The organism is Diplocloster modestus (genome assembly GCF_019042245.1).
Classification (GTDB): domain Bacteria; phylum Bacillota; class Clostridia; order Lachnospirales; family Lachnospiraceae; genus Diplocloster; species Diplocloster modestus.
This window is the reverse complement of the sequence record NZ_JAHQCX010000003.1, coordinates 414,525-439,680: the sequence shown is the minus strand read 5'-3', so window position 1 is coordinate 439,680 and position 25,156 is coordinate 414,525. Positions and strand designations below refer to the sequence as shown.

The 25,156-nt window shown below is 44.0% G+C and carries 28 protein-coding genes and 1 tRNA gene; 4 read left to right on the top strand and 25 right to left on the bottom strand.

Going from position 1 to position 25,156, the window contains the following annotated elements; translation table 11 throughout:
- Positions 1–268: 268 nt before the first annotated feature.
- From KTH90_RS07065 to KTH90_RS06985, 19 genes are all read right to left on the bottom strand, one after another.
- Positions 269–356: transfer RNA gene (locus KTH90_RS07065), tRNA-Ser, on the bottom strand.
- A 62-nt stretch (positions 357–418) separates the two neighbouring features.
- Positions 419–1,135, bottom strand: a complete 717-nt coding sequence (locus tag KTH90_RS07060) for a lysophospholipid acyltransferase family protein (protein WP_158350409.1) — start codon at positions 1,133–1,135, stop codon at positions 419–421.
- A 151-nt stretch (positions 1,136–1,286) separates the two neighbouring features.
- Entirely contained in the window at positions 1,287–2,348 is a 1,062-nt protein-coding gene (locus KTH90_RS07055) for a type IV pilus twitching motility protein PilT (RefSeq protein WP_158350411.1), read from the bottom strand.
- Positions 2,349–2,423: 75 nt separating this feature from the next.
- Positions 2,424–2,882, bottom strand: a complete 459-nt coding sequence (locus KTH90_RS07050; RefSeq protein ID WP_158350413.1) for a hypothetical protein — start codon at positions 2,880–2,882, stop codon at positions 2,424–2,426.
- A 14-nt stretch (positions 2,883–2,896) separates the two neighbouring features.
- Positions 2,897–3,316, bottom strand: a complete 420-nt coding sequence (locus KTH90_RS07045; RefSeq protein WP_158350415.1) for a hypothetical protein — start codon at positions 3,314–3,316, stop codon at positions 2,897–2,899.
- Between the two features lie 7 nt (positions 3,317–3,323).
- On the bottom strand, positions 3,324–3,815 hold the full coding sequence (locus KTH90_RS07040) for a DUF4860 domain-containing protein (protein ID WP_158350417.1): 492 nt from the start codon (positions 3,813–3,815) through the stop codon (positions 3,324–3,326).
- A 4-nt stretch (positions 3,816–3,819) separates the two neighbouring features.
- Positions 3,820–4,164 carry a hypothetical protein gene (locus tag KTH90_RS07035; RefSeq protein WP_158350419.1) on the bottom strand — a complete coding sequence of 115 codons (345 nt, stop codon included), beginning with the start codon at positions 4,162–4,164 and terminating at the stop codon, positions 3,820–3,822.
- Positions 4,165–4,175: 11 nt separating this feature from the next.
- Complete coding sequence (locus KTH90_RS07030; RefSeq protein WP_238726544.1) at positions 4,176–5,219, bottom strand: type II secretion system F family protein; 1,044 nt, start codon at positions 5,217–5,219, stop codon at positions 4,176–4,178.
- Positions 5,220–5,255: 36 nt separating this feature from the next.
- The gene (locus KTH90_RS07025) at positions 5,256–6,257 is read right to left on the bottom strand and encodes a transglutaminase-like domain-containing protein (RefSeq protein ID WP_238726543.1); all 1,002 of its coding nucleotides are present in this window, start codon (positions 6,255–6,257) and stop codon (positions 5,256–5,258) included.
- 117 nt (positions 6,258–6,374) lie between these two features.
- Positions 6,375–6,917: a Fe-S-containing hydro-lyase gene (locus KTH90_RS07020; protein ID WP_158350425.1), complete on the bottom strand. Its 543-nt coding sequence runs from the start codon at positions 6,915–6,917 to the stop codon at positions 6,375–6,377.
- Positions 6,918–6,944: 27 nt separating this feature from the next.
- Positions 6,945–7,793: a fumarate hydratase gene (locus KTH90_RS07015; RefSeq protein WP_238726542.1), complete on the bottom strand. Its 849-nt coding sequence runs from the start codon at positions 7,791–7,793 to the stop codon at positions 6,945–6,947.
- A 346-nt stretch (positions 7,794–8,139) separates the two neighbouring features.
- Positions 8,140–8,382 carry a hypothetical protein gene (locus tag KTH90_RS25070; protein ID WP_330655953.1) on the bottom strand — a complete coding sequence of 81 codons (243 nt, stop codon included), beginning with the start codon at positions 8,380–8,382 and terminating at the stop codon, positions 8,140–8,142.
- Between the two features lies 1 nt (position 8,383).
- Positions 8,384–8,695 (bottom strand): HDIG domain-containing metalloprotein, encoded by a 312-nt coding sequence (locus KTH90_RS25065; protein WP_330655952.1) that lies wholly within the window; start codon positions 8,693–8,695, stop codon positions 8,384–8,386.
- Entirely contained in the window at positions 8,692–10,611 is a 1,920-nt protein-coding gene (locus tag KTH90_RS07005; protein WP_275061338.1) for a thioredoxin domain-containing protein, read from the bottom strand. The genes KTH90_RS25065 and KTH90_RS07005 overlap by 4 nt, the downstream gene beginning before the upstream one ends.
- 38 nt (positions 10,612–10,649) lie before the next feature.
- Entirely contained in the window at positions 10,650–10,814 is a 165-nt protein-coding gene (locus tag KTH90_RS24855; RefSeq protein ID WP_158350431.1) for a DUF255 domain-containing protein, read from the bottom strand.
- Positions 10,815–11,030: 216 nt separating this feature from the next.
- Positions 11,031–11,492: a hypothetical protein gene (locus KTH90_RS07000; protein WP_238726541.1), complete on the bottom strand. Its 462-nt coding sequence runs from the start codon at positions 11,490–11,492 to the stop codon at positions 11,031–11,033.
- A gap of 43 nt (positions 11,493–11,535) precedes the next feature.
- Positions 11,536–13,056, bottom strand: a complete 1,521-nt coding sequence (locus KTH90_RS06995) for a DUF4153 domain-containing protein (protein WP_158350435.1) — start codon at positions 13,054–13,056, stop codon at positions 11,536–11,538.
- The gene (locus KTH90_RS06990; protein ID WP_158350437.1) at positions 13,053–13,313 is read right to left on the bottom strand and encodes a helix-turn-helix domain-containing protein; all 261 of its coding nucleotides are present in this window, start codon (positions 13,311–13,313) and stop codon (positions 13,053–13,055) included. Before KTH90_RS06990 ends, KTH90_RS06995 begins: the two co-directional genes overlap by 4 nt.
- Positions 13,314–13,323: 10 nt before the next feature.
- Complete coding sequence (locus tag KTH90_RS06985) at positions 13,324–13,773, bottom strand: DUF2975 domain-containing protein (RefSeq protein ID WP_158350439.1); 450 nt, start codon at positions 13,771–13,773, stop codon at positions 13,324–13,326.
- A gap of 241 nt (positions 13,774–14,014) precedes the next feature.
- On the opposite strand from KTH90_RS06985, the gene KTH90_RS06980 reads away from it, so the two are divergent.
- Positions 14,015–14,869, top strand: a complete 855-nt coding sequence (locus KTH90_RS06980; protein ID WP_330655951.1) for a patatin-like phospholipase family protein — start codon at positions 14,015–14,017, stop codon at positions 14,867–14,869.
- A gap of 220 nt (positions 14,870–15,089) precedes the next feature.
- On the opposite strand, the gene gyrA is transcribed toward KTH90_RS06980, so the two are convergent.
- The 6 genes from gyrA to dnaA all read right to left on the bottom strand — a co-directional run bounded on the left by gyrA (position 15,090) and on the right by dnaA (position 23,711).
- Positions 15,090–17,597, bottom strand: a complete 2,508-nt coding sequence (gene gyrA, locus KTH90_RS06975; protein WP_158350441.1) for a DNA gyrase subunit A — start codon at positions 17,595–17,597, stop codon at positions 15,090–15,092.
- Positions 17,598–17,610: 13 nt separating this feature from the next.
- Positions 17,611–19,527, bottom strand: coding sequence for a DNA topoisomerase (ATP-hydrolyzing) subunit B (gene gyrB, locus KTH90_RS06970; protein ID WP_158350443.1), 1,917 nt, complete (start codon positions 19,525–19,527; stop codon positions 17,611–17,613).
- An 11-nt stretch (positions 19,528–19,538) separates the two neighbouring features.
- Complete coding sequence (gene recF / locus KTH90_RS06965) at positions 19,539–20,618, bottom strand: DNA replication/repair protein RecF (protein WP_158350445.1); 1,080 nt, start codon at positions 20,616–20,618, stop codon at positions 19,539–19,541.
- 10 nt (positions 20,619–20,628) lie between these two features.
- Entirely contained in the window at positions 20,629–20,856 is a 228-nt protein-coding gene (locus KTH90_RS06960; protein WP_275061337.1) for an RNA-binding S4 domain-containing protein, read from the bottom strand.
- A gap of 95 nt (positions 20,857–20,951) precedes the next feature.
- Positions 20,952–22,064, bottom strand: a complete 1,113-nt coding sequence (gene dnaN, locus KTH90_RS06955) for a DNA polymerase III subunit beta (protein WP_158350447.1) — start codon at positions 22,062–22,064, stop codon at positions 20,952–20,954.
- Between the two features lie 297 nt (positions 22,065–22,361).
- Entirely contained in the window at positions 22,362–23,711 is a 1,350-nt protein-coding gene (dnaA, locus tag KTH90_RS06950) for a chromosomal replication initiator protein DnaA (RefSeq protein ID WP_158350449.1), read from the bottom strand.
- A gap of 558 nt (positions 23,712–24,269) precedes the next feature.
- On the opposite strand from dnaA, the gene rpmH reads away from it, so the two are divergent.
- The 3 genes from rpmH (at position 24,270) to yidD (ending at position 25,140) form a co-directional block, all read left to right on the top strand.
- Positions 24,270–24,404: a 50S ribosomal protein L34 gene (gene rpmH / locus KTH90_RS06945; RefSeq protein WP_158350451.1), complete on the top strand. Its 135-nt coding sequence runs from the start codon at positions 24,270–24,272 to the stop codon at positions 24,402–24,404.
- 159 nt (positions 24,405–24,563) lie between these two features.
- A complete protein-coding gene (gene rnpA / locus KTH90_RS06940) occupies positions 24,564–24,923 on the top strand; it encodes a ribonuclease P protein component (RefSeq protein ID WP_158350453.1) in 360 nt (119 codons plus the stop codon).
- A 1-nt stretch (position 24,924) separates the two neighbouring features.
- Positions 24,925–25,140: a membrane protein insertion efficiency factor YidD gene (gene yidD / locus KTH90_RS06935; RefSeq protein WP_238726540.1), complete on the top strand. Its 216-nt coding sequence runs from the start codon at positions 24,925–24,927 to the stop codon at positions 25,138–25,140.
- Positions 25,141–25,156 lie beyond the last annotated feature (16 nt).

Sequence of the window (25,156 nt, the reverse complement as noted above, 5' to 3'; positions counted from 1 at the left end):
TATATAAGAAAGCGTTCGTTTCTGAAATTCTTTTTTAGAATTTTCAGGGTTGTTTCACTGTTTAGTTATCAATGTTCAAGGCGTTGCTTGTCTTATTTTGTCAGACGCAACTTTGATAGAATATCACATCTTCCATTTACTGTCAACCGTTTTTTTGTACTTATTTCTGTACATTGTTTTCCCGCGGTTGGAATTATATTATAGCATCGACGAAATTCTCTGTCAACACCAATTCTCCGCAAAAAAATAATCTTCCGAAAAAACGGAACGGAGAAAGAGGGATTTGAACCCTCGCGCCGCGCAAACGACCTACACCCTTAGCAGGGGCGCCTCTTCAGCCACTTGAGTATTTCTCCTGAATTCGGTATTTTTCATATGATATTGTATGCATCACGTCGGTGACGCAGAAATTATTATACTAATTATAACCAGCTTTGTCAATGGCTTTTTCTATTTTTTCTCTAACAACTTCAGCAATTTCTGTTGTTTTTAGATTTTTATAATCATCATAGTATAACGGAGGCAAAAAATAGACAGGAACCGTCACTTTTTTTATGGAATTCGTATCAAAGGGCAGATAGGAATTCATTATGGCTACCGGAACAATGGGACACTGTGCCCTGACGGCACTTTTAAAACTTCCTCCTTTAAAAGGGAGCAGATGATTGCCGTCTCTGGAACGGGTCCCCTCGGCAAAGATCAGGTAATTGCGCCCTTCCTTCACTTCCTGGGCCACCTGCAGGATCACTCTCATGGATTGTTTGAGGTCATCCCTGTCCATAGGGATTGCTTCCATAACCCGGAAGATCTGTTTCAGGAACGGGACCTTTACCAGCTCTTTTTTCATCACAACGGAAAAAGGCCTGGGACAACACTCCAGGAAAGAGAGCACATCATACATTCCCTGATGATTTGGGTAAAGAATAAATCCGTTTTTTTCCGGCAGATTTTCCAACCCGTGAGGCTCGATCTTTACTCTCCCGCCTTTGTTGGCATGGATGGTTACCTTTTTTAGCAGCGCAAATCTCTGTTCTTCCGAATACCGTTCCAAATGGCTCCCATACCAGCACACCTTTATAAACCAGTAAGGGGCAAACAACAGATTCCGAAGAACCATCAGCATTATTCTTTTCATCTTCTCTTTTCACCTTTGTTTTTTTTCGCTATGAGCACTTAGCGGCTGTTTTTTAGCCGCTTACGTGCGATGCATGAAAAATAGTCAGCGAGGCTTTTTCGAGCGCTACTATTTTTTTCGCTATGAGCACTTAGTCCTGTATTTTGGGCACTTACGTGCGATTTAGTCTTTTTTCCATCATTTCCGGAGCCATACTGTAGGCCAGTGCCTGCTTGCGATCAATAATTCCTTTTCCATACAGCGAAAGCAGACTGGCATCCATAGTAATCATTCCTTCCTGCGCCGAAGTGGCGATCACGGAATCGATCTGATGTGTCTTGGATTCCCGGATCAGATTCCGGACTGCCGTATTGCACACCATAATTTCTACCGCTGGAACCACACCGCCATCCACCGTAGGAATCAACTGCTGGGATACAACTGCTTCCAACACCATAGCCAGCTGGACCCGGATCTGATGCTGCTGGCTTGGCGGAAACTCATCAATAATTCGATCGATGGTATTCACCGCCCCCATCGTATGCAGTGTTGAGATGATCAGATGTCCCGTCTCCGCCGCTGTCATGGCGATACTCATGGTCTCAAAGTCCCGCATTTCCCCTAATAAAATTACATCCGGCGACTGCCTCAGCGCAGCCCTTAAGGCTACCGTATAGCTTTTGGTATCCGTAGCGATCTCCCGCTGGCTGATGATACTGTTGTCGTGGCGATGCAGATATTCAATGGGATCTTCCAGTGTAATGACATGTCTGTTGGCCTGATGGTTAATCCGGTCAATCATACAGGCCAGTGTGGTGGACTTCCCGCTCCCCGCAGGCCCGGTAACCAGAATTAAACCTTTCTTCTTCATTCCCAGTTCCACTACCATATCCGGAATTCCTAGTATCTTCGGATCAGGCAGATCAAAGGCTACCACACGGATCACTGCTGCCAGAGAACCACGCTGTTGATACACGCTGACCCGAAAACGGGCGACACCCGGAATGGAAAAAGAAAAATCGTCATCACCTGTCTCCTCCATAAGCTTCGGGCTGCGTCCACTGATCTGGTAAATCTCCATCAATATCCGGTTGGTATCATCAGGTTTTAATTTATCCATATCGGTACGTTCAATACGGCCGTTTAATTTGATAGACACAGGAAGGCCGGCAATGATAAAAATATCTGAGGCATTCTTTCGTGCTGCCGATTCCAATATCTGATGAACATCCATATCTATTCTCCTTAATTTTCCTGGATTTAAAGGCATAAAGGATACCCGCAGGGTACTTCCTTAATTTGCCCTCCGTCACTCTTTTTTCAGCACATTCAATGTTTCATCGGCCTGCTCCGGCTCTGTCACATGTATTTCCCATTTTTGTTTGGACCAGCGTCCCTGGGGACTGTCCTGATTATCACCGGTCAAAGCGATTTCCACATACAGGTCCTGGATTTCGTTCACTTTAATCACATAATTCACGATATGATTCTGCCCCTCATTTGAGATCTCACATCCCTCCTGAACAGCCGCCTTCAGAAAGTCTTCTATATTTTTCTCTCCGAGCAGTATCCCTAATTGTTCTTCTGCTTCTGACTCCGCCTGATAGTATTCCTGTACTGCCTGCGCATTTTTTTCCGAGAGCTTTTGATCCGCTCTGGCAGACGTAAAAGATAATATTGAAAATACAGTCATACATAATACAACAAACACCGCCAGTATGGAAACCGCCCCAAGTCCTATTCCTCCGGCACCTCTTTTACGAAGCATGGCAACCTCCTGTTCTAAGCATCGGTAGCTTTTTGAATTTTCAAACTGTATATTTCTTCCTGCCCATGGTCTATAAGAATGGAGGCTGTTATCAGATTCTGCTCTTTTTCTAATCGGATTTCCATTCGATAAACACCATCTGACTGCTCTTTTGCCGGATTCCATTCCGTATCATAAAACACGACGACATTCTGATCATCCATGATACCATTCAGTTTTCCGGCTAACCGTCCGGCATCTCCATCCACAGATTTGAAAGTTTCCGCAGCCTCCTGGGCCTTTAATACGGCACCTGTAAGCCTGCTGCTTTGTGCGCTGACCATTTTCGCATTGACAAATATACGCACACACACCGTGGCCGCCAGTGAGAAAAACAGGATTATGATAATAAATTCCAATAAAAACATCTTTGTTTTCGACGCTTTTCTTCTCATTTTTTGTTCAACCTTTCCACGTCTCCACCGGACCGCACTGGACATAAATCAGACTTTCAGACCACTTTCCTTCCTCATCGGCTGCAGCGATCCGGATACTCTGATCCGCGGCTTCCAGTTGGAAGTCTGAGACTTCCATCAGCTCCTGCCCATCTCCGGGATTCACCGGTGTTCCTGCTGCCACCATGATTTCTTTTAAATGATTTCCGTCCCGGTATATCCAGGTTTCATAGATCTCATTATTATAATTCTGCGTAAGAATCAGCGCCGGCTCACCTTCCAGGTTCCCGACAAAAACCTGGCCCTCGCTGTCATGCTGACGAATCTTTTCCGTCACATAGGAAATCGAACTTCTGCTGCTGTAGTTGTAATCCATATCTTTGGTTATCCCCTGATAGACATCGGCTCCCATCAGCACAACCAGAAGTGCGCTGGCCGTAAATATACAGAACAGGGACAGTATGAAAATTATATCCACAATATGCGTATTTCTTTTCAAAGCATCATTCCCCCTGTTCCAGTTCAAAAACTTTAATTTCCGGCATCAGGTTCGATCCAAATCTCTCATAATGATACAAAAAATGGTCGGTATCCAGAATGATACCATAATGGTTCTCCAGATAGGACAGATCTGGAGGATAACGCCCTTCGATGGCATAACACTGAATCGCCGCCCTCTCCACTGCTTTTTGAGCAATCTCCAGCTGCTGTTCTTTTGCGGAGGAGGAGATATCACCGAATCCGTACAGGATACATGTCAAAAAGACCAGAAATATGACCCCGGTAATTATGGTGTTTATAGAAAACGGAAGTTTCTTTTTTTTGCCATACAGGCTTTTGTTAATCAATCTCTTCACTCCTATCCGATCGCGGACATAATTCCGATCAGCGGCAGCATAACAGATAATAAAATCATACCTACTACCAGCGAAAGGAGAATAACCAGTGTGGGTTCAATTATAGAAATCAGACGCTCGATCCTTCTCTCCAAATCCTCTTCATATTCTCCGGCAATCCGCTGCATAACATCATCGGTCATACCGGTGGAAGCCCCGACTGTAATCATTTTCCCATATAAACCAGAAAATACCTGATGTTGTACCACGGCTTCAGAAAACATTTTCCCCTGGGATACCTCTTCTTTCAACAAGCCTATTTTATTTTTCATGGATTCGGAACCTGTGAGGTTTTCTGTCATTTCCAGCGCCTTTTCCATTTCGATACCACTTTCCATCATTAGGGCTATAGCGGAAGAAAAACGCCAAACCGACATAGCGGAGGAAATTTTAGGAAAACATTTTTCAAATATAAGGGATAAAAATTTCTGACCTTTCGGTACAGCCCGAAGGATAAAAAACAGCAGGACAAGCAGAACCACAACCGCCACGATCCACACAGAATAACGGCTGATGATCGTTCCCAGATGCATGGCACCCCTGGCAAAACCGGACATCTCACCGCCCAGTTCACGGAACACACTCTCGAATATAGGAAGTACTTTGATAACCACTACCAGAATGACCGCTAGCATCATGACAATCATCATCATCGGATAAGTAACCGCACTGCGAATCGTGTCGGAAACCTCTTCATTTCTCTCATAATAAGAACTGAGGGAATCCAGCACCTCTTCCATACGTCCGCTGGTCTCTCCGATCGCCATCATATGTACGAGATAGTCCGGAAAATGCCCGGTCTCCTCAAGAGCGGTTGACAGAGATTTACCATCTTCCAGGGATTCCCTCAACTGTAACAGCAAGCTTAGCTTTCCCTCTTTCTCATCCTCACAGAGGATGGTAATACCTTCCGGTATCGAGATTCCCGCTTTCAGAAGAAGGGACAACTGTGCACAAAAAGCTGCTGTTTCCCGATTGGAAAGCAATTTCTTTTTTTGTTTTCCCATGACGCTCTCCTTTATCATTTTTTTCGATTTACGTCGTTAATAGTAATACAAGGCCCGATAGTTTCCGCTGTTCTCCACAGTCTTTTCCGCTTTTCTATTGGTCGCCGCTAATGTGGGATCCATGCGGACCCACTCTTTTCCATCAAAACGGATAATATCGTGGATCCAACCCACTCCATCAATATATACACTGATCCATGCGTGATACACGGTACCGGAATATCCCACAACCAACTGTGTGGGGATCCGCTGGGTTCTGAGCATACAAGTCATAACCGCCGCATAATCAAAACAAATTCCCTTTTTTTCATCCAGTACCTGATCGATCACCGGCAGGTAGCCGCTGGCCACATTCTCAGCCTTATCATAATCATAGTCAATATTTCCAACCACATAATCATAGATCATAGCTAACGCATCCAGATCGTCCGATGCTTCCTTTACCAATTCCTCTCCCAAAGCAACTGCCCGGGTATCCTTATCGTATTTCACATATTGATTCGGATACAGAAAAGGCAGGAATTCATTTTCCAGGGTCACTTCACTCTTTCCTTCGAACGCGGTGGCGTACTGATCTCCCGATACATTTTCAAAAACGGTAAACTTATAGCTTCCGTTTCCCCGGGTCAGGGGAAATACTGCATCTTCTGTTGAATTGAGGCGGTAAGTGTAGGGATCCTCACTTCCAAATTGCACCTGAAAACGCACTTTTTCATTACTCCCCTTATAGGACACCACGATATATCCTTTGGAAATATTTGAAATATCGATTGCCGCTTTTTCGTTTCCTATCGTTTTGGTACCGGGGGCCTCAGGCTGTAATACTACAGCACCAGAGTCCCTGGCCGTGGCGAAATCTGAAGATTTTGCAGTCCCGGAAGAATCCGCACCTTTTGAGGAGGAACCTTTTGTACCGGCAGCCTGTTCGGAAACATTCTCAGATTTTGGCGTGGCCGCGGCAGCATTTTGCTGACTGCAGCCGGTACTGAGGACAGATGCGATAAGCAGACAACTGATCCATATTCGTTTTATTATCAAACTGCGTCCCGCTCTCATTTTTTTGATTTTCCACAATTCCTTTCCGAATATTAAAGGTTATCCACAATTTGATTTAAGTATATACATTTTTACGTGCAATGTAAACAGATTACTGTTCTAATCCTGCCCTCGGACTTCTTCATAAAGGTCTCTCCCCGCACTGTCGATCACCACAATGACAGGAAAATCTTTTACCTGCAATTTCCGAATTGCCTCTGTCCCCAGATCATCATAAGCCACTTCTTCGGAATTCTGTATGCATTTTGACAACAGGGCGCCTGCACCTCCAACCGCTGCAAAATATACGCACTTGTTCCTAATGATGGCGTCTTTGACTTCCTGGGTCCTCTTACCTTTTCCGATCATTCCCTTTAATCCCAGATCCAGAAGAGCAGGTGTATAGCGGTCCATTCTTCCGGCAGTGGTGGGTCCCGCAGAACCGATGGGTCTGCCCTCCCGGGCCGGTGACGGACCCATATAATAGATTATCTGGTTTTCGAGCGGTATCGGGAGCTTCTCTCCTTTTTCCAGAGCTTCCTGCATTCTTTTATGCGCGGCGTCTCTCGCCGTATAAATCGTTCCGGTTATGTATACATAATCCCCCGCCTTTAAGGAAGCAGTCTCATCCGATACCATAGGCGATTGTATTTGTCTGTTCATCTTTTCACTCAACCTTTCCTCTGTATATTATGACAGTGTTCTCACAATATGTCGGTTCACATGGCAGCAGATGTTCACCGCCACCGGCAGACCTGCGATGTGTGTGGCATAAGTCTCAATATTGACCGCCAGCGCTGTGGTCGTTCCTCCCAATCCCCCCGGCCCTATTCCCAGTATATTGATTTCAGCCAGCAGATCTTCTTCCAATTCCCTTACATAGGGAATGGAGGAATGGCTGCCCACTTCCCTACTCAAAGCTTTTTTCGATAACAGCGCACATTTTTCAAAGGTTCCCCCGATTCCCACGCCAACTACGATGGGGGGGCAGGCATTTGGTCCGGCATCTTTGACGGACTGAATGATGGAACGCTTCACCCCTTCGATCCCATCAGCAGGTTTCAGCATGTATACTCTGCTCATATTCTCACTGCCAAATCCCTTCGGAGCCACTGTAATCTTAACACTGTCGCCGGGGACTATGCTGTAATGGATCACCGCGGGAGTGTTGTCCTTCGTATTTTCCCGGAGGATCGGATCACCAACCACGGATTTTCTGAGAAATCCTTCCGCATATCCCTGCCTTACCCCTTCGTTGACGGCATCTTCCACATTTCCACCTTCAAAATGCACATCCTGTCCGATCTCCAGAAAGATAACGGCCATACCGGTATCCTGACAGATGGGGATCATCTCCTCTCCTGCAATTACCAGGTTTTCCTCTAACTGGTTGAGGATTTGTTTTCCCAGGGTGGATTTTTCTGTTTCCGCCGCACGTTTCATAGCGGCGGCCATATCCTCTGACAGGTAATGGTTTACCTTTATACACATTTCTTTTATTGTCCGGGTTAGTATATCCACTTGAATGGGCTTAATCATGGTTGAGTCCTCCATTGTCTTTTTATCTTTTTATTCTTTTTATCTTTTTATTCTTTTGTCCTTTAATTCTTAGATTCTTAGTTCCGGGGTCCATGGATGATGATGTTCCAGTCCTACTGGTTTCCGGGAGAAGGCGGGTTCGCGCTGTGGCACTGGGATTTGTTTCCCCAGTGCCACAGCGCGAGCCCGCCTTCTCCCGGAAACCAGATTGGAACACCCTTTTCCCCCTGCTTTTCTTGCCTTTTTGAAACTATGAATTGTGGGAGGTTGTTATTCGTAACAGCCATTTTATTTTATAATAAAACCAAATTTGGGGAAGGTCAAGAAATGTTTCATTTCTATAAAATCACAAGAAAATGTCTGTAGCCTGTGACTCACCGCAAGCGATCAGGAAGTTTCTGACGCTTTCTTTCTCCTTCTCTTCATGGATTCCAGTTCTGCCTATTCTGTCACAGAGTCCTAATAGCGCGGCCTCGCGGATATCTATCCTTCGTTTCATTTCCGTAAGCTGTGCATGTTCCATCCCTTTTGATACAAAAAGTATCTGCATATGATAGCGTACCAGCCCGCAGACTGTATCGATAAACATCTCATCCGTTATGGGATTTGTTGGTTGGGGGTTTGCCTATGTCATGAAGAAGGGCGGCCCACATGAAAACTTCAGGGTTTTTGCTGTACTTGCGGCGCTTCGCAGCTTCGTCTACTACCATCATTGTGTGAATCCATACATTTCCTTCGGGGTGGTATTTTGGGGATTGTTCCGTGTTTTTCATCCGTTCCAGCAGCAGGAATGGATATTGATGAAATATTTCAGTAACAGACGCCTGATCTAAATATTCAGATGGTCTTTTATCCAGAAGCAGATGTGAAGTTATCTCCTTGTACATCTCCTCTATATTCATAATGATACCTCCAGTTCTCTTAACAGGGACTTAAGATCTGAGACCGGCGGCATACAGTTGTTGGCAGTACAAAGGTAAAATAGTATATCGGCTTCTGGGATCGGATACTCTCTGGTGTAGGGCGCTAGCTTCCCAAGCTCATTCGCGTTTGCCCCGGTTTTTACTGTGATCGTCAGGTTCGGTACCGTTTCTGACAGATAGCTGAGCTGTTCCAGCAGTTCTTTTCGCTTGTTCTGGTCATAGCCGTCTGAGATTGTACATAAAAGTTCTTTTGTGGGATATAGGATATTCATCATGGTTAATAGTCCATAACTGTGACCGGATGGATATTGTTCTATAGCACCAGCTAAATAATCTGATTGTTTTTCCAGCACTTCCTGCCATTTGGTTTCACCGGTAATCTGCGACAATGTCTGAAGAACCCGGGCCGCCGCGGAATTTCCGGACGGCATCGCTCCGTCATAATTTTCTTTGGTCCTCACAAGGAGCTGTTCTGCGTCTTCTGCATACAGATAGAAACCTCCTCGTTCCTGATCGAAAAACTGTTCGAGCATCGTATCCGCCAAGAGGGAAGCACGGCTTAGGTAATCGGTCCAAAAGGTTACTTTATAAAGTTCAAGCAACGCCAGAATATAGCAGGCATAGTCATCCAATTTTCCCTCACCCGCAGCATCGCCATCCCGGTAACGTACCTGCAGACGTCCGTCTTTTATAAGGGATTTATGGATAAATAATTCCGCCCGGACTGCCATGTCTAAATATCTCTTCTCTTTGAGCACTGCTCCCGCTTTCACACATGCACAAATCATCCATCCGTTCCAGGAAACCAGGATCTTATCATCCTTGTGAAGCCGAGTCCGCTTAATCCGGTAATCATATAGTTTGTTGATATTTTCATTTGTTTTGCCACCGCTGCAAGTATTTTTGTCTTTCTTACATTCAAATTGTTGGTCTGGAATTTTTTCATAATCATTATTTTCCAGTAAATTTGGTATACTCTTTCCTTCAAAATTTCCGCGGACGTTAATTCCATATCTTTTACAAAAGGTCTCTCCTGCATCTTTTCCAAGGATCTTCCCAATTTCATTTGGGGTAAACACATAATATTTTCCTTCCACTCCTTCGCTGTCCGCATCTTGCCCGCAGTAGAATCCACCTTGCCTGTCTGTAAGTTCTGTCTCCACATAACGCAGGATCCTTATAGCCACCTCTGCGTATAATTTGCGGCCGGTTAAACCGTAGGCTTGCACGTAGGCCATCACAAGCAGCGCATTGTCATATAGCATTTTCTCAAAATGCGGTACCAGCCAGCGTTCATCTGTAGAATATCTGGAAAATCCTCCGCCAATGTGATCGAAGATCCCGCCACGGTACATCTGTATAAGAGTTGTTTCCGCCATGGACACGGCTTCCGGATTTTTCTCCCTGACTCCATATTCCATCAGAAACATCAGGTTATGGGGAGTCGGAAATTTGGGCGCTCCCCCAAAACCACCATTTTTTTGATCAAAATTGTCTGCAAACAGACGGAATGCCTGATGGACTGCGGACATCGAAGGTTTTGCTGATACGATCATCTGCTCCTGATCTTTTAGATACGTTTCGATCTGTCCTGCATGTTCCAGGAGTTTTTGTCTGTTTTCCTTCCACTGCTCAGCCGCCGCATGAAGCAGTTCTTTCAGTCCTGCTCTGCCATACCGTGCTTTGGGGGGTAAATATGTGCCGGAGAAAAACGGCCTGCAGCCGGGCGTCATGATAATCGTTAACGGCCACCCGCCCTGTCCGTTCATAGCCTGACAGACAGACATGTATACAGAATCCACATCCGGCCGTTCTTCCCTGTCCACTTTTACACAGACATACTCCTTGTTTAAAAGCTCCGCAATCGTTTCGTTTTCAAATGATTCCTGTTCCATCACATGACACCAATGACACGTACATCATTGCGGACAGGTCAGCTGTACCCAATAGATAGAAAAACAGGCTTATCCTCATGCCTCGCTTTTTCAAATGCTTCCTCACCCCAAGGATACCACTGCACCGGATTGTACGCATGCTGCAGAAGATAGGGCGATTTTTCATTGATTAACCTATTGGGTATATTTTTATGATTGTCCACAGGACCACCTCCTTTCTTATGAACGAACGTTTCACCTATGAAACGATCCGCCTGTGAATAAAAAGGATATCTTTGCAATTGCAAACATATCCTCTTGATATTATTTGAATTTTTCTTTCATGGATAGTTTCTCAATCTCCATATAAAATTATACCCTCATATGATCCAGTTTGCAGATGCCGTTAACAGGAATCTGAACAGCCTGAATTTTCAATACTACTGAAAGTGCTCTATCACGTATAATTTTTGTTTGGTTGGGCTATATAGAATCGCTATTTTGTCCCAATTGTTTTTTGAATACATAATCCATTGAAGCTCCTGTTCCAATGATGGATAATTTTCCGCAGTTATTTCCAGGTTTTTAAGTATTGTCTGTACATACTCCTGCAGCTGCAGGTTTTTGCCGGTATTCATGCTTGTTATGAAATCCGTGGTTTGCTGGTCCTGGTTTATTTTAAAAATATGATATCTGTCATTATCACCGTGAAACCCGGCTGGGCTTTCTTTTTCAAATACTTCTTCACTGGTACCGGGTATCCGGATTCCCCAGTTTACAGCTATAGTCCTCTTATAATCGTTATGGTTATTCCATATCATCAGGATGAACCCAGATAATAGGATAAGAATTACCTCTGTTATAGCTATTATGATACTTTTATTCCTGTTCTTCAGCTTCAACCAGAATTCTCTCCTTTCCGGGTCAGATATTTCTTCTCTGTTCTCAATTGAGATATGTTTTTAATAACTGTTTATCTTCTTCATGTTCATCCATATACCGGGCTGCTGCGATTTGCGCTTTGTATTCAGAGACGTTGAATTTTCTCCAGGAGTTTTGATATTTTACATTCAGATGATAGAAATAGTTATAGAACTCCATCTTACGGGTCTGACCGGCGTCAAAACTGTAAGCATCTGAATATGCACGGCTGGCGCCCTCTATGTGATCAGGGTCCAGTTTTGCTATAGCCGGCGCGGCATCGTCTGAGAGACTGTTCATCAGATAACGGATATCATCCATATGCACAACTTCCATGTGAGCGAGATTGTAGTCCGCGATCAGATAGTCCGGCCTGGCAAAGGAGAATCCCAGATACCCTATGGTTAACACGATCATACAGTAAAAAAACAGGCGGAACTTACTCCGGTATACGCAGATCAGGGCACCTGCCATAAAGAACGCCAGTATGATCAGAAACCACAGAACCAGAATCCTTAAGTAAGTCAGATGGTAAACTGTGACATAGAGTATCATCCGATAGATAGAAGAAGCGATCAAAATGTAATTGCAGACGGATATAATGGTCAATAAAATCTTCAGCGCTTTGTGGTTCCGGAAGAACGTGTTGCAGATAATCACCATCGCAAAGTTCAAAATACTGACAAAAAGCAGTTCGAAAAATCCTCTTCTGGCATATTCAGCATAAGTAAAGTCTCCAGGCAGCCCTGTGGCTCCCTGTGCAAATAAATACACTACCTGGATTCCGCAAAAAATCAGATAAACCGCACATAATATAGATGTGAACGTAATAGCGATGATCGGTTCCTGATTTTTGCACGTGGGCTGTTCTTCTTTCAGTTGGTAATTAACCAGGCCAGCGACTGCTGCATAGATCAGTATGATTCCCATGAAGGTCATACAAATAATGAATACAATATTCATATCAATCTTAATATAACTCAGTACTGTTGAAACTAAATTATAAAAGATCTGGTCCGCGCTGACTAACATCAGAACAACAATCAAAAACAGTGGAACCGCGATCAGTATTCCCAACAATACGTATTTCAGCCTTTTGTCCTCCTGCCCTGATTTCTTATTGAAAAATCGTCCGGTCTGAGAGAATGGAAGTGCTATGCTCTCCATAATATCCCAGAAAAAGGTTGAGATATTTATGATAAATCGTCCGAATCCCCATTTTCTCTCCTCATACATCTGATGCAGCAGGCTGACGCCGAATAATAGCAGAATGCCCACCACATTAAAAAAATGAAGAAATGTGTCATCTGTCAAGACGGACGAAATACCCAGCAGCAGTGCTGCCCCCACATATATCACGGTATCTTTTTTTATCTTTAGTTCCAGCTGTCGAAAAGCAAGGACATAATACAGGATCGTCCCGGCCGCCCAGAATGGCAGTGTAACCCCATGCAGATTCCGATACAGACAAAATGTAAAAAAGATACCATATATTATACTGGAAACCATAAAGTATCCGTACCGCGACTCTAATTTTTCTTTCATTCTACTCTCCAATCCGCCGCGTTTTTGCGGCCTTTTGTCTCTCCTTTTTCCTTCTCATTCACATATTCCAGTATATCTCCAGGCTGACAATCCAGCGCTTCGCAAATTGCTTCCAGTGTGGTAAAACGCACCGCTTTTGCCTTATTATTTTTCAGGATACTTAGATTTGCCATGGTAATATCCACTCTTTCGGCTAACTCTGTCAAACCTATCTTTCTCTTTGCCATCATAACATCCAGGTTCACTACGATCCCCATGAAGCACCTCCTAAATGGTCAGGTCGTTTTCTTCTTTGTAAGAAACGGCCTGGGCAAAAACCTGGGATAGAACGATACTGAACAAACCGGCAATAAAAAATACCAGTATAATAATCATGGTTGCCGGAGTAATGACGAAAATCAACCGGATCAGGGTCATCCCGCAGATAATGAAGCTGAGTATCCCCATTTTCATCAGACTTTTCACATTCTCGTGTACAAAGCAGTTCTCCTGTATAACAGTCCTGAATATCTTTCTTAGTTCTCCGATAATCCATACCGCTACGATTCCGGAACAGAAAAACAAAATACACATCTGTATATAATAGTACCGAAAAGTCGGATACCAGCGGCCTATCATTTTAAAGGATACCGGGAGCGTAAAACAGATTATATACCCGCTATAAAACATAAAATCCAGCAGATACTTTACAAACATCACCAGTTTTTTTGAAATCATAAAAACCCTCCTTGATGGAAAATGCATCTTCCTTTATCTGGAATATATCACAGTTTGTTCCGAAAATCAATATTATTTTATCGAAAAACAATAAATTTTTATTTAATATCAATTTATTTATTGATTTTCAAGTACAGCCGACCTATAATATAAGACAACAAGAATATAAGACAACAATCGCAAATGTTAAGTCAACAATCAGAACGAATTAATACAAAGACGAAACTAAATGGAGATGATTATGATGCGTGATATTGGATTGATACTGGAAGGCGGCGGTATGCGGGGAATTTATACTGCCGGAGTATTAGACTTCTTTTTGGATCAGGATCTGGAATTTAAGAACTGTTATGGAGTTTCAGCGGGTTCCTGCCACGCCTGCAGTTACCTGTCCAGACAAAGAGGCCGCGCGTATGCGATCAGTGTAGACTATCTCAATGATCCCAGATACTGCAGCCTAAGAAGTTTAATTCAAACCGGGGATATGTTCGGATCAGAGATGTGCTATCATCTGATACCGGATGAATTAAATCCCTATGACTATGACACCGTAGACCGATATGACGGTACCTTCTACGCGGTAGTCACCAATGTAACCACCGGGAAAGCTGAATATATACCGATCAAAGATTCCCGAAAAGACATCATAGCCATCCAGGCCTCCAGCTCACTTCCCCTCTTATCCAAAAATGTGAAAATCGGAGAAAATGAATATCTGGATGGAGGTATCGCCGATTCCATTCCCATCCGGAAATCCATCCGGGATGGACACAAAAAGAACGTACTGATCCTTACCAGAGACCCCTCCTACAGAAAAAGCCCCAACAAACTGCTGCCTATACTTGACCGTAAATACAAAGATTACCCGAACCTGGTAAAACAGATGGCCCGCCGCCACACCAATTATAACAACACTCTGGATTTTATAGCAAAAGAAAAGGAGGCCGGCCGTGCCTTCGTTATTCAGCCAAAGGAACCGGTTAAAATCAACAGAATCGAAAAAGACAAAGAAAAGTTAAAAGCTCTTTATGAGATTGGTTATTCAGATGCCGCCAACTGCTATAACGATTTGAAAACATTTCTGGAACTTTCATAAATTTTATATGTATTAGAAAAGCTGTTAGAAAGCCGAAGTGAGATGGCTGGATTAACAGCTTTTTTTTGTAAGAAATGACAAAATTTCTTCCGGCTGTATCCTCACGATTAACGTTTATTCAAGCCCTTTGCTGGGTGCACCCTATTGCATAAAAAGTGCTCTGCGCATATAAAGGCGCAAAGCACTTTTTTATTGTTTGTATCTTATTTGTATCTTATTGTCAGACTTCTTTGTTCAGCTCATCTTCCAGCTGCTTAAGAACATCCTCCTCGGTCTTGTCGGAGGTTTCCCGTACTTTAGCGATGCTGGCTACGGATACATCCTTTTCCTGGTCAATATTGATCAGTTTTACACCGGAGGTTACACGTCCGAGTTTAGAGATTCCTTTACAGGCCATTCGAATGATGGTTCCCTCGGTGGTGATCAGCATGATTTCATTATCTTCATTCACTGCCTTCACACCCACCACATTTCCGGTCTTTTCCATGATCTTATAGCACTTCACACCTTTACCGCCGCGGTTCTGGCTGTTGAACTCATCCACTCTGGTCAGCTTGCCCATACCGAATTCGGATACGATCAGCAGATATTCACCCTGGGTATTCAGCTGCATTCCTACCACTTCGTCCCCATCCGAGAGATTCATACCGATTACACCCATGGATGCACGTCCGGTCGGCCGGACATCCTTCTCATCAAAGCGGATACATTGTCCGTATTTGGTCACCAGAATGATGTCTTTCTCATTGTTGGTGGATTTTACTTCGATCAGTTCATCTTCTTCTCTCAGGTTGATGGCGGCCAATCCTGTCTTTCTGACATTTTCATAATCAGTAATCGGCGTTTTCTTAACGATACCGTTCTTGGTGGCCATAAACAGATATCTTCCGACCTTGTATTCCCGGATCGGAATGACCGCGGTTATATTTTCACCCGGCGTCAGCTGCAGAAGATTGATAATCGCAGTCCCTCTGGCTGTCCGGCTGGCTTCCGGTATTTCATAGGCTTTTAACCGGTATACTTTTCCCTTGTTTGTGAAGAACATAATATAGTGGTGGGTCGTGGTCATTAACAGATCCTCGATATAGTCTTCATCGATGGTCTGCATTCCACGGATTCCCTTGCCTCCGCGGTTCTGGCTGCGGAAGTTGTCGATCGTCATCCGTTTGATATATCCCAGTTTGGTCATGGCGATCACGGTATTTTCTACCGGAATCAGGTCTTCCATGGAAATATCAAATTCGTCAAATCCGATAGAGGTTCTTCTTTCATCCCCGTATTTTTCAGAAATGATCATGATTTCTTCTTTAATCACGCCTAATAACTTCTTTTCATCTGCCAGGATAGATTTTAAATAAGCGATCTTCTCCATCAGTTCCCGGTATTCCGCTTCCAGCTTCTCCCGTTCCAAACCAGTCAGCGTACGCAGTCTCATGTCCACGATGGCCTGGGCCTGGGCGTCACTTAAGGAGAACCGCTCCATCAAACGTTCTTTGGCAATGGCCGTATTCTGGGAAGAACGGATAATCTGGATTACTTCATCGATATTATCCAGCGCGATCAGCAGACCCTCCAAGATGTGGGCCCTTTCTTCCGCTTTGTTTAATTCGTATTTGGTTCTTCTGGTTACGACTTCTTCCTGATGCTTGATGTACAATTGAAGAATCTGGGACAGATTCATAACCTTCGGCTGGTTGTTGACCAGAGCAAGCATGATTACCCCGAAGGTGTCCTGCAGCTGGGTATGCTTGTAGAGCTGATTCAACATGACATTGGCGTTGACATCCTTGCGCAGCTCGATACAGATGCGCATGCCTTCCCGGTCGGATTCATCCCGCAGATCAGTGATTCCATCAACCTTTTTCTCTTTTACCAGCTCAGCGATCTTTTCAATCAGGCGGGCCTTATTTACCATAAAAGGAAGTTCCGTGACGATAATCCGGCTCTTGCCGTTAGCCATGGCTTCAATGTCAGTGACCGCGCGGACCCGTATCTTACCGCGGCCGGTGCGGTATGCCTCTTCGATTCCTCTGGTACCCAGGATCATAGCTCCCGTGGGGAAATCAGGTCCTTTGATAATCTGCAGTAATTCTTCGATCTGGGTGTCCCGGTCTTCCAGAACCCGGTTATCAATTATTTTTACTACTGCTTTAATGACCTCACGCAGGTTATGCGGAGGAATATTGGTCGCCATACCTACAGCAATACCCGAGGTTCCGTTGACCAGAAGGTTCGGGTACCGGGACGGCAGTACGGCAGGCTCTTTTTCCGTTTCGTCAAAGTTGGGTACGAAATCAACCGTATCTTTGTTGATGTCGGCCAGCATTTCCATGGAGATCTTGCTCAGTCTGGCCTCCGTGTACCGCATGGCCGCCGCTCCGTCTCCGTCGACAGAACCGAAGTTTCCGTGACCATCCACCAGCGGATATCTGGTCGACCACTCCTGGGCCATATTGACCAATGCTCCATAGATCGAGCTGTCGCCGTGGGGATGGTATTTACCCATCGTATCACCGACGATACGCGCACATTTACGGTGGGGTTTGTCGGGGCCGTTATTCAGTTCGATCATGGAGTACAGAACTCTTCTCTGAACCGGTTTTAATCCGTCTCTTACATCCGGCAATGCCCTGGCTGCGATCACGCTCATGGCATAGTCTATGTAGGAGGTTTCCATGGTCTTCTTTAGGTCGACTTCATGCACTTTATCAAAAATATTGTCTTCCATCTGTCATTTCCTCCTACACATCCAGATTCTTTACATATTTTGCGTTTGTTTCGATAAATTCTCTTCTGGGCTCTACCTTATCCCCCATCAGAGTCGTAAATGTCAAGTCAATTTCCGAGGATTCCTCCTCATTCATTGTAACTTTTAACAAAATTCTGCGTTCCGGGTCCATGGTGGTCTCCCAGAGCTGCTCAGCATCCATTTCTCCCAGACCTTTATAACGCTGGATCTTGTTGTTTCCATCTCTTCCGACTTCCGTCAGGATATCATTCAGCTCCGGATCACTGTAGGCGTACCACACCTTTTTGTTCTTTTCCACCTTGTAAAGAGGTGGCTGCGCCAGGTATACATGCCCTTCCCGGATAAGATCCGGCATAAAACGGTAGAGGAATGTCAGCAGCAGCGTGGAGATATGCGCTCCATCCACATCGGCATCGGTCATGATGATGATTTTATGATAGCGCAGCTTGGTAATATCAAAATCTTCGTGTATTCCGGTACCGAAAGCTGTGATCATGGCTTTGATTTCCGCATTGGCATAGATCCTGTCAAGCCTTGCCTTCTCCACATTCAGAATCTTACCACGCAGGGGCAGAATCGCCTGGGTATTCCTGGACCGGGCTGTTTTCGCAGAACCACCGGCACTGTCTCCCTCAACGATATAAATTTCACAGTTTTTCGGGTCTTTATCGGAACAGTCCGCCAGCTTTCCGGGCAGCGCCATTCCCTCCAGCGCAGTTTTCCGCCTGGTCAGGTCTCTGGCCTTACGGGCGGCGTCCCTGGCTCTCTGGGCTAAAATGGATTTTTCCAGAATCAGTTTGGCCACGGTCGGATTCTGCTCCAGATATATGGTCAGCTGTTCCGTGACAATATTATCTACAGCGCCTCTGGCCTCGCTGTTTCCCAATTTCTGCTTGGTCTGTCCCTCAAACTGGGGATCTCCGATCTTGATACTGATGATCGCTGTCAAACCCTCCCGGATGTCCTCACCGGATAAGTTCTGCTCACTGTCTTTTAACAATTTATTCTTTCTGGCATAATCATTAAATGTCTTGGTCAACGCGTTTTTAAATCCCGCCAGATGTGTTCCACCTTCCGGTGTATTGATGTTGTTAACAAAGCTGTACGTACTCTCCGTATAGCTGTCATTGTGCTGCATAGCAACTTCCACATAGACATCGTCTTTCGTCCCTTCACAGTAGATGATATCCGGATAAAGTTCCGTCTTGCTGCGATTTAAGTAAGAAACAAACTCCTTGATTCCGCCCTCGTAGTGGAAGGTCTTTTCAACCAGCTCCTCTTCCCTCTCGTCCCGGAGAACGATCTTCAAATTCTTGGTCAGGAAAGCCATCTCCCGGAGTCTCGTCTTTAGCGTATCATAATCAAATTCTGTTTCTTCGAATATTTTCTTATCCGGAAGAAACGAAACCATAGTACCTGTTTTCTCCGGCTCACACTCTCCCACTATTTTCAGCTTATAGGTTACTTTTCCCCGCTCATAGCGCTGCTTATAGATTTTTCCTTCACTGTAGATGTAGACCTCCAGCCATTCGGACAGGGCGTTTACGACAGAAGCGCCTACTCCGTGCAGGCCGCCGGATACCTTGTATCCCCCGCCGCCGAATTTTCCGCCGGCGTGCAGGATGGTAAATACCACCTCTACGGCCGGTATCCCGGCTTTGGAATTAATTCCGACTGGAATTCCACGTCCATTATCGATGACCGTAATGGAATTATCCTCATTAATCGTCACGACAATCGTATCACAGAACCCGGCTAAAGCCTCATCCACCGCATTGTCCACAATTTCATATACCAGATGATGCAGCCCTCTTGAGGATGTACTTCCAATGTACATACCCGGCCTTTTCCGGACCGCTTCCAATCCTTCCAAAATCTGAATTTGATCTGCACCGTATTCAGAACTCATATTACTCCTCCTTAAGTGTATACAACTCCGTCCACCACCTGAAATACCCGGTCGATTTCAAACCGGTGATTTACAAAATCATCCAGCCCCGTACAGGTGATCAGTGTCTGTATTTGGTGAATACTGTTCAATAAATAGTTTTGCCTGTTACTATCTAATTCAGACAATACATCATCTAACAACAAAATTGGTGTATCGTGAATCATCTCTTTTACCAGCTCGATCTCCGCTAATTTCAGTGACAGCGCGCATGTTCGCTGCTGTCCCTGGGATCCGAACCTTCGGATATCGATCCCGCTGATCTGAAACAACAGATCATCTCTGTGGGGCCCGATGGAGGTCAGCTTAAATTTCATATCTTTTTCCAGATTTCTTTTCAACTGCTCCCTAAAAGCATTGACAGAAATATTCGGTTCGTATACCAGTTTACATTTTTCTTTTTCTCCCGACAGCTGCCCATGGATACGCTTTACGATGGGACCCAGATGCTCCAGGAACTCCATCCGGCGTTCTATAATCTTTGATCCAAACTCCACCAGCTTCTCATCCCACAGAAAAAGAGTATCTTTTAAATCCGGCCGGGTCCACAGATCCTTCAGCAGTTTATTTCTCTGATTCAGGGCTCTGTTATAATTCGTCAGATCGAATAAATAGGACTTATCCAGCTGACAAAGCTCAAGATCCATAAACCGCCTGCGTTCGGCCGGTCCGTTTTTGATAATATTCAGATCCTCCGGAGAAAAAAATACATAATTGACGATGCCAAATAATTCACTGGCTCTTTTGATTGGAATGCCATTGATGGCGATTCCCTTGGTTTTATTTTTTTTTAAGTGCATATCGATCCGGTACGATATATCATTCTTGCGAATGATCGTACGGATATGGGACTCTTCCTGATGGAAGGCGATCACATCCCGATCCTTGCTTCCTTTGTGGGATTTTGTCGTTCCGCTTAGATAGACGGCTTCCAGTATGTTCGTTTTCCCCTGGGCATTATTTCCGTACAGGATATTGGTTCCCTCATCGAACTCCAGATGAAGGGTCTTGTAATTCCGGAAATTTTCAAGATCCATGGATTGTATAATCATGTTCCACCAGCTACTTTTTAATTTCGATCTGTTCCGCATCAAAGGTCACGGTATCACCGTCATAGAGTTTCTTTCCTCTTTGGCGCTCCACCTCACCGTTGACTTTCACTTCACCGTTTAGAATCACCTCTTTGGCGTCCACGCCGGATTCCACCAGGCCGGCAGCTTTTAACGCCTGCCCTAATTTAATATACTCTTCTCTCAACTTAATTTCCACTATTTTCCTCCAGCGGCGCATTTACTGCGCCTCAATTCAGGTATGGGGGAACAGCTTTTTGTTCCTCCGTTCCTCCAGCGGCGCATTTACTGCGCCTCTATTTGATTTTTCTTTTTTCAGCGGTTAACCGCGTTAAAATTTACCGGAAGAATCAAATAGATATAAGTTTCATTTTCATCCTTGATGAAACAGGGAGCCTTCGGGTTTACCAGATATACGCTCACTTCCTCCTCATCAATTACTCTGAGGGCGTCGATTAAGAACTTCGGGTTGAATCCGATCAGTATATCTTTTCCCTCTTTTTCGATATCGATATTTTCATCCATAGAACCTAACTGGGAATTGATCGTCAGTTCCATATTTCCATCCTCGATATGAATGATGATGGGTTTTTTATCCCCCTCTTTTACCAGAAGGGTAGCTCGGTCGATACAGTTCAAAAATTCTCTCTTGTTGATTTTCACTTTTGTCTCATAGTCGCTGGACAGCATCTGTTCGATTCGGAAATATTCCCCTTCGATCAGACGGGAAACCACCAGGGTAGAATCGAATTCAAATACCACATGATTCTCCGTAAAGAACAGACGGATCTCGTCTTCCGCCTCACCAGAGAGGATCTTGCTGACTTCCTGAAGGGTTTTTCCAGGAACTACTACTTTCTTATCCTCGTATGTATCTTTTAATTCTATTCGCCGAATGGAAATACGATGTCCATCAAGAGATACGACCTTTAACTGGTTCCCTTTGATTTCAAATAATTCACCTGTCATCAGCTTGTTATTTTCATTGTCAGCAATAGAGAAGATCGTCTGGCGGATCATTTCTTTGAGCGTAAATTGGGAAATGGTGACAAAATCCGTTCTCTCTATATAAGGCAGATAAGTAAAGTCCTCACCGGATTTACCGGAAATGTTGAATTTCGCTTTCTCACAGGTAATCGTAGTTTTCAGGTTGCTGTCGGTTTCGATTACCACATCGTTATCCGGAAGTTTGCGGACAATCTCAGAGAAGATCTTTGCATCCAGTGCAATGATACCCTTTTCCAGAATCTCGCCCTCGATTCTGGTCTCAATTCCCAGTTCCATATCGTTGGCGGTCAGTTTAATCTCATTGGCGGAGGCATCAATTAGAATACATTCGAGAATCGCCATGGTGGTTTTAGATGGGACTGCTTTGGAAACGATATTGACGCCGTGAAGTAAGTTGGCCTTCGAACAGATAAATTTCATAGTGTGAATAACTCCTTTCAGGATTGCCATAGATATATTTATAAAACAAGTTCGTAGTCTTAATCATAGGGGGTGTTCGTAAGTGGATAACCCCTCGGGAGCCTGATAAAACCTTAATCTTAAGATTTTAAAACTCTGTGAATACCCCGGAGATACCTTCAGGATAAGTATCAAGTTATGCACAGACGATTTTCCGTACAGATTTTTATCAACTGTAACGAACAGGATATCAACATTTTATGTGGATAGATTTCAACAGACCGGGGATAACATTCCGGTTTTGTCAAAACCATGTGATTAAGTGGGATTGATTTTCTTTTTCAGTACATCAATCGTGTTGCGCAGGGTGTCGTTTTTCTTAACTTCATCCGCAATCTTGTCCGCTCCGTGAATAATGGTGGAATGGTCCCGTTTACCTAGAATATTGCCAATTGCTTTTAGTGCGGTGGCGGTCATATCCCGGCACAGATACATGACAATCTGGCGGGGCACCACGATTTCGCTGTTCCGTTTACTTCCTTTGATATCGGCCGAACTGATATGGAAATGCTCCGCGACCACATCGATGATCAGTTCCGGCGTAATTTCCTTTTTTGCGTCGGGAGAAATGATATCTTTCAAAGCTTCTTCCGCGAATTCAATGGTGATTTCTTTTTTCTCCAGTTTTGCAAGAGCATTTAGACGGTTTAACGCGCCTTCCAGCTCACGGATATTGGACTTAATGTTGGTTGCAATGTATTTGATAATTTCATCGTCAATATTATAGCCGTCCATCTCTTCTTTTTTCTGGAGTATAGCCATTCTGGTCTCATAATCCGGGGAGGAGATATCGGCAATCAAACCCCATTCGAATCTGGAACGAAGTCTGGCTTCCAGTGTTTCCATATCTTTCGGGGGTTTATCACTGGAGATAATGATCTGCTTCTTCTGGCCATGCAGATCATTAAAGGTGTGGAAGAATTCTTCCTGGGTACTTTCTTTCCCTATAATAAACTGCACGTCGTCAATCAGAAGTACGTCGATGTTCCTGTATTTCTCGCGGAATTTGGTCATGGCCGTATTATTTCCGTTTCGAATGGCTTCGATCAGTTCATTGGTAAAGTACTCACTGGTGACATAAAGCACTTTCTTATTCGGATCCTTGTCCAAAATGAAATGAGCGATGGAATGCATAAGATGCGTTTTCCCCAGTCCAACGCCTCCATATAAAAAGAGAGGATTATACATCTCTCCCGGTGATTCCGCCACAGCTAAAGAAGCGGCATGTGCAAAGTTGTTGTTACCGCCGACGACGAAGGTATCGAAAGTATACTTTGGATTTAAGTTGGCCCTTTCGATGGTTTCGTTCATCTGAGGTTTACTTTGACTGGAAGATTTTTCGATTTCCCGGACATCTCTTGGGGTAATAAATTTGATATTATATTCTGTCCCCGTTATTTCTGCTATGGTCACTCTAAGCGGCAGCATATATTTATTCTGTATGATAGTCAGGGCCTGTTCCTGATTGACCAGCAGTGTTATCTCATCGTCTTCGACCCGGTATACTTTCAAAGGAAGGAGCCATGTCCGAAAGGAAACATCCATAATGTCGTATTCCACACGGACAGTTTCCAAAATCTCATTCCATTTTGCTAAAATTGTGTCCATATTTTCCTCCAGTGCCGCACAAACTGCGGTATAAATTCAGGTATGGGTGAAAGATAATCTCTGAATTCTGCGAATTGTAAAATCTCTCAAATATATATTAAACTAAAACATTTGATTTAGCAATGTGTAATTTGATATGAATCGGCTGCAAAATTTTGTTAATTTTATGTGGATAAGTTGGTATAAGTAATAGAATCATAAAATTTGTCCATCTCTGGTTTACCTATAATCTTTAAGTTAAAATACTTTATGTGAATAATCAAAAAACATTATACACATTCCAGAGGCCCTTAAAAAATAAGGGGTTTGTCCGAAGAGGAAAAGCTTTTTCACAAATTATCAGAAAATTATCCACAAGTTATCCACAAAATGTTGATAACTTTATGTAAATCTGGACAAGATGATTTTTGCGTGTGAAGAATCTAGTGAAAAAATCTAGGATTTACTTGACTTTACGCGGTTATATGAATATAATTGAAATGATGTTTTCTCGACTCAAGGAAAAATTTGTGCCATAATATAATATATATTTGGTGTATGTAAGGAGGTGCCTCGATCATGAAAATGACATTTCAGCCGAAGAAGAGATCCAGAGCGAAAGTGCATGGATTCAGACAGAGAATGAGTACAGCTGGTGGAAGAAAGGTTCTTCAAGCCAGAAGAGCAAAAGGAAGAAAAAAATTGTCAGCTTAGGCCGCAGCTAATGTGGCCTTTTCTTCTATATAGAACATCTTTTTATCCAACAGGAAGTAAGAGAGGAATTCTCTTTTCTGTGGAATGTTACATATAGAAAAGGAAAAGGGCCAGACAGGGGTTAGCTGAAATAATCGGAAAATCAGGTTAATCGGACATATGAAATTTTCGGATTCGCTGAAAAAAAGCAGAGATTTTCAGACTGTGTACAAAAAGGGAAGATCCTACGCCAATAAGTGTTTGGTCTTGTATGCATTGCCAAACCGTTCAGAATTAAACAGAATTGGTATTTCAGTAAGCAAAAAAGTCGGAAACAGTGTTGTAAGGCATAGGATCACAAGAGTCATAAGAGAATGCTACCGGCTGCATGAGGACTCTTTTCAAAATGGTTGGGATCTCGTGGTAATCGCCAGGGTTGCCGCGAAAGAGAAAAGTTATCAGGAGTTAGAACAGGCGTTGCTGCATTTAGGCAGGCTCCACGGGGTAGCAGCTGTGGATGAGGAAAAAGGAGAGCGATGAAATGAAGAAAGTAATGATTCATTTGATCAGAGGTTATAAGAAATATATTTCTCCTTATTTAAGAGGATCGGTTCAGTGCATTTATATTCCGACCTGCTCGGAGTATGGGATCGAAGCAATTACAAAGTATGGGGCACTGAAGGGCGGATACCTTACGATACGAAGAATTCTGCGGTGTAATCCATTTGCGAAGGGTGGATATGACCCTGTTCCATAACACGAGGAGGTTATTC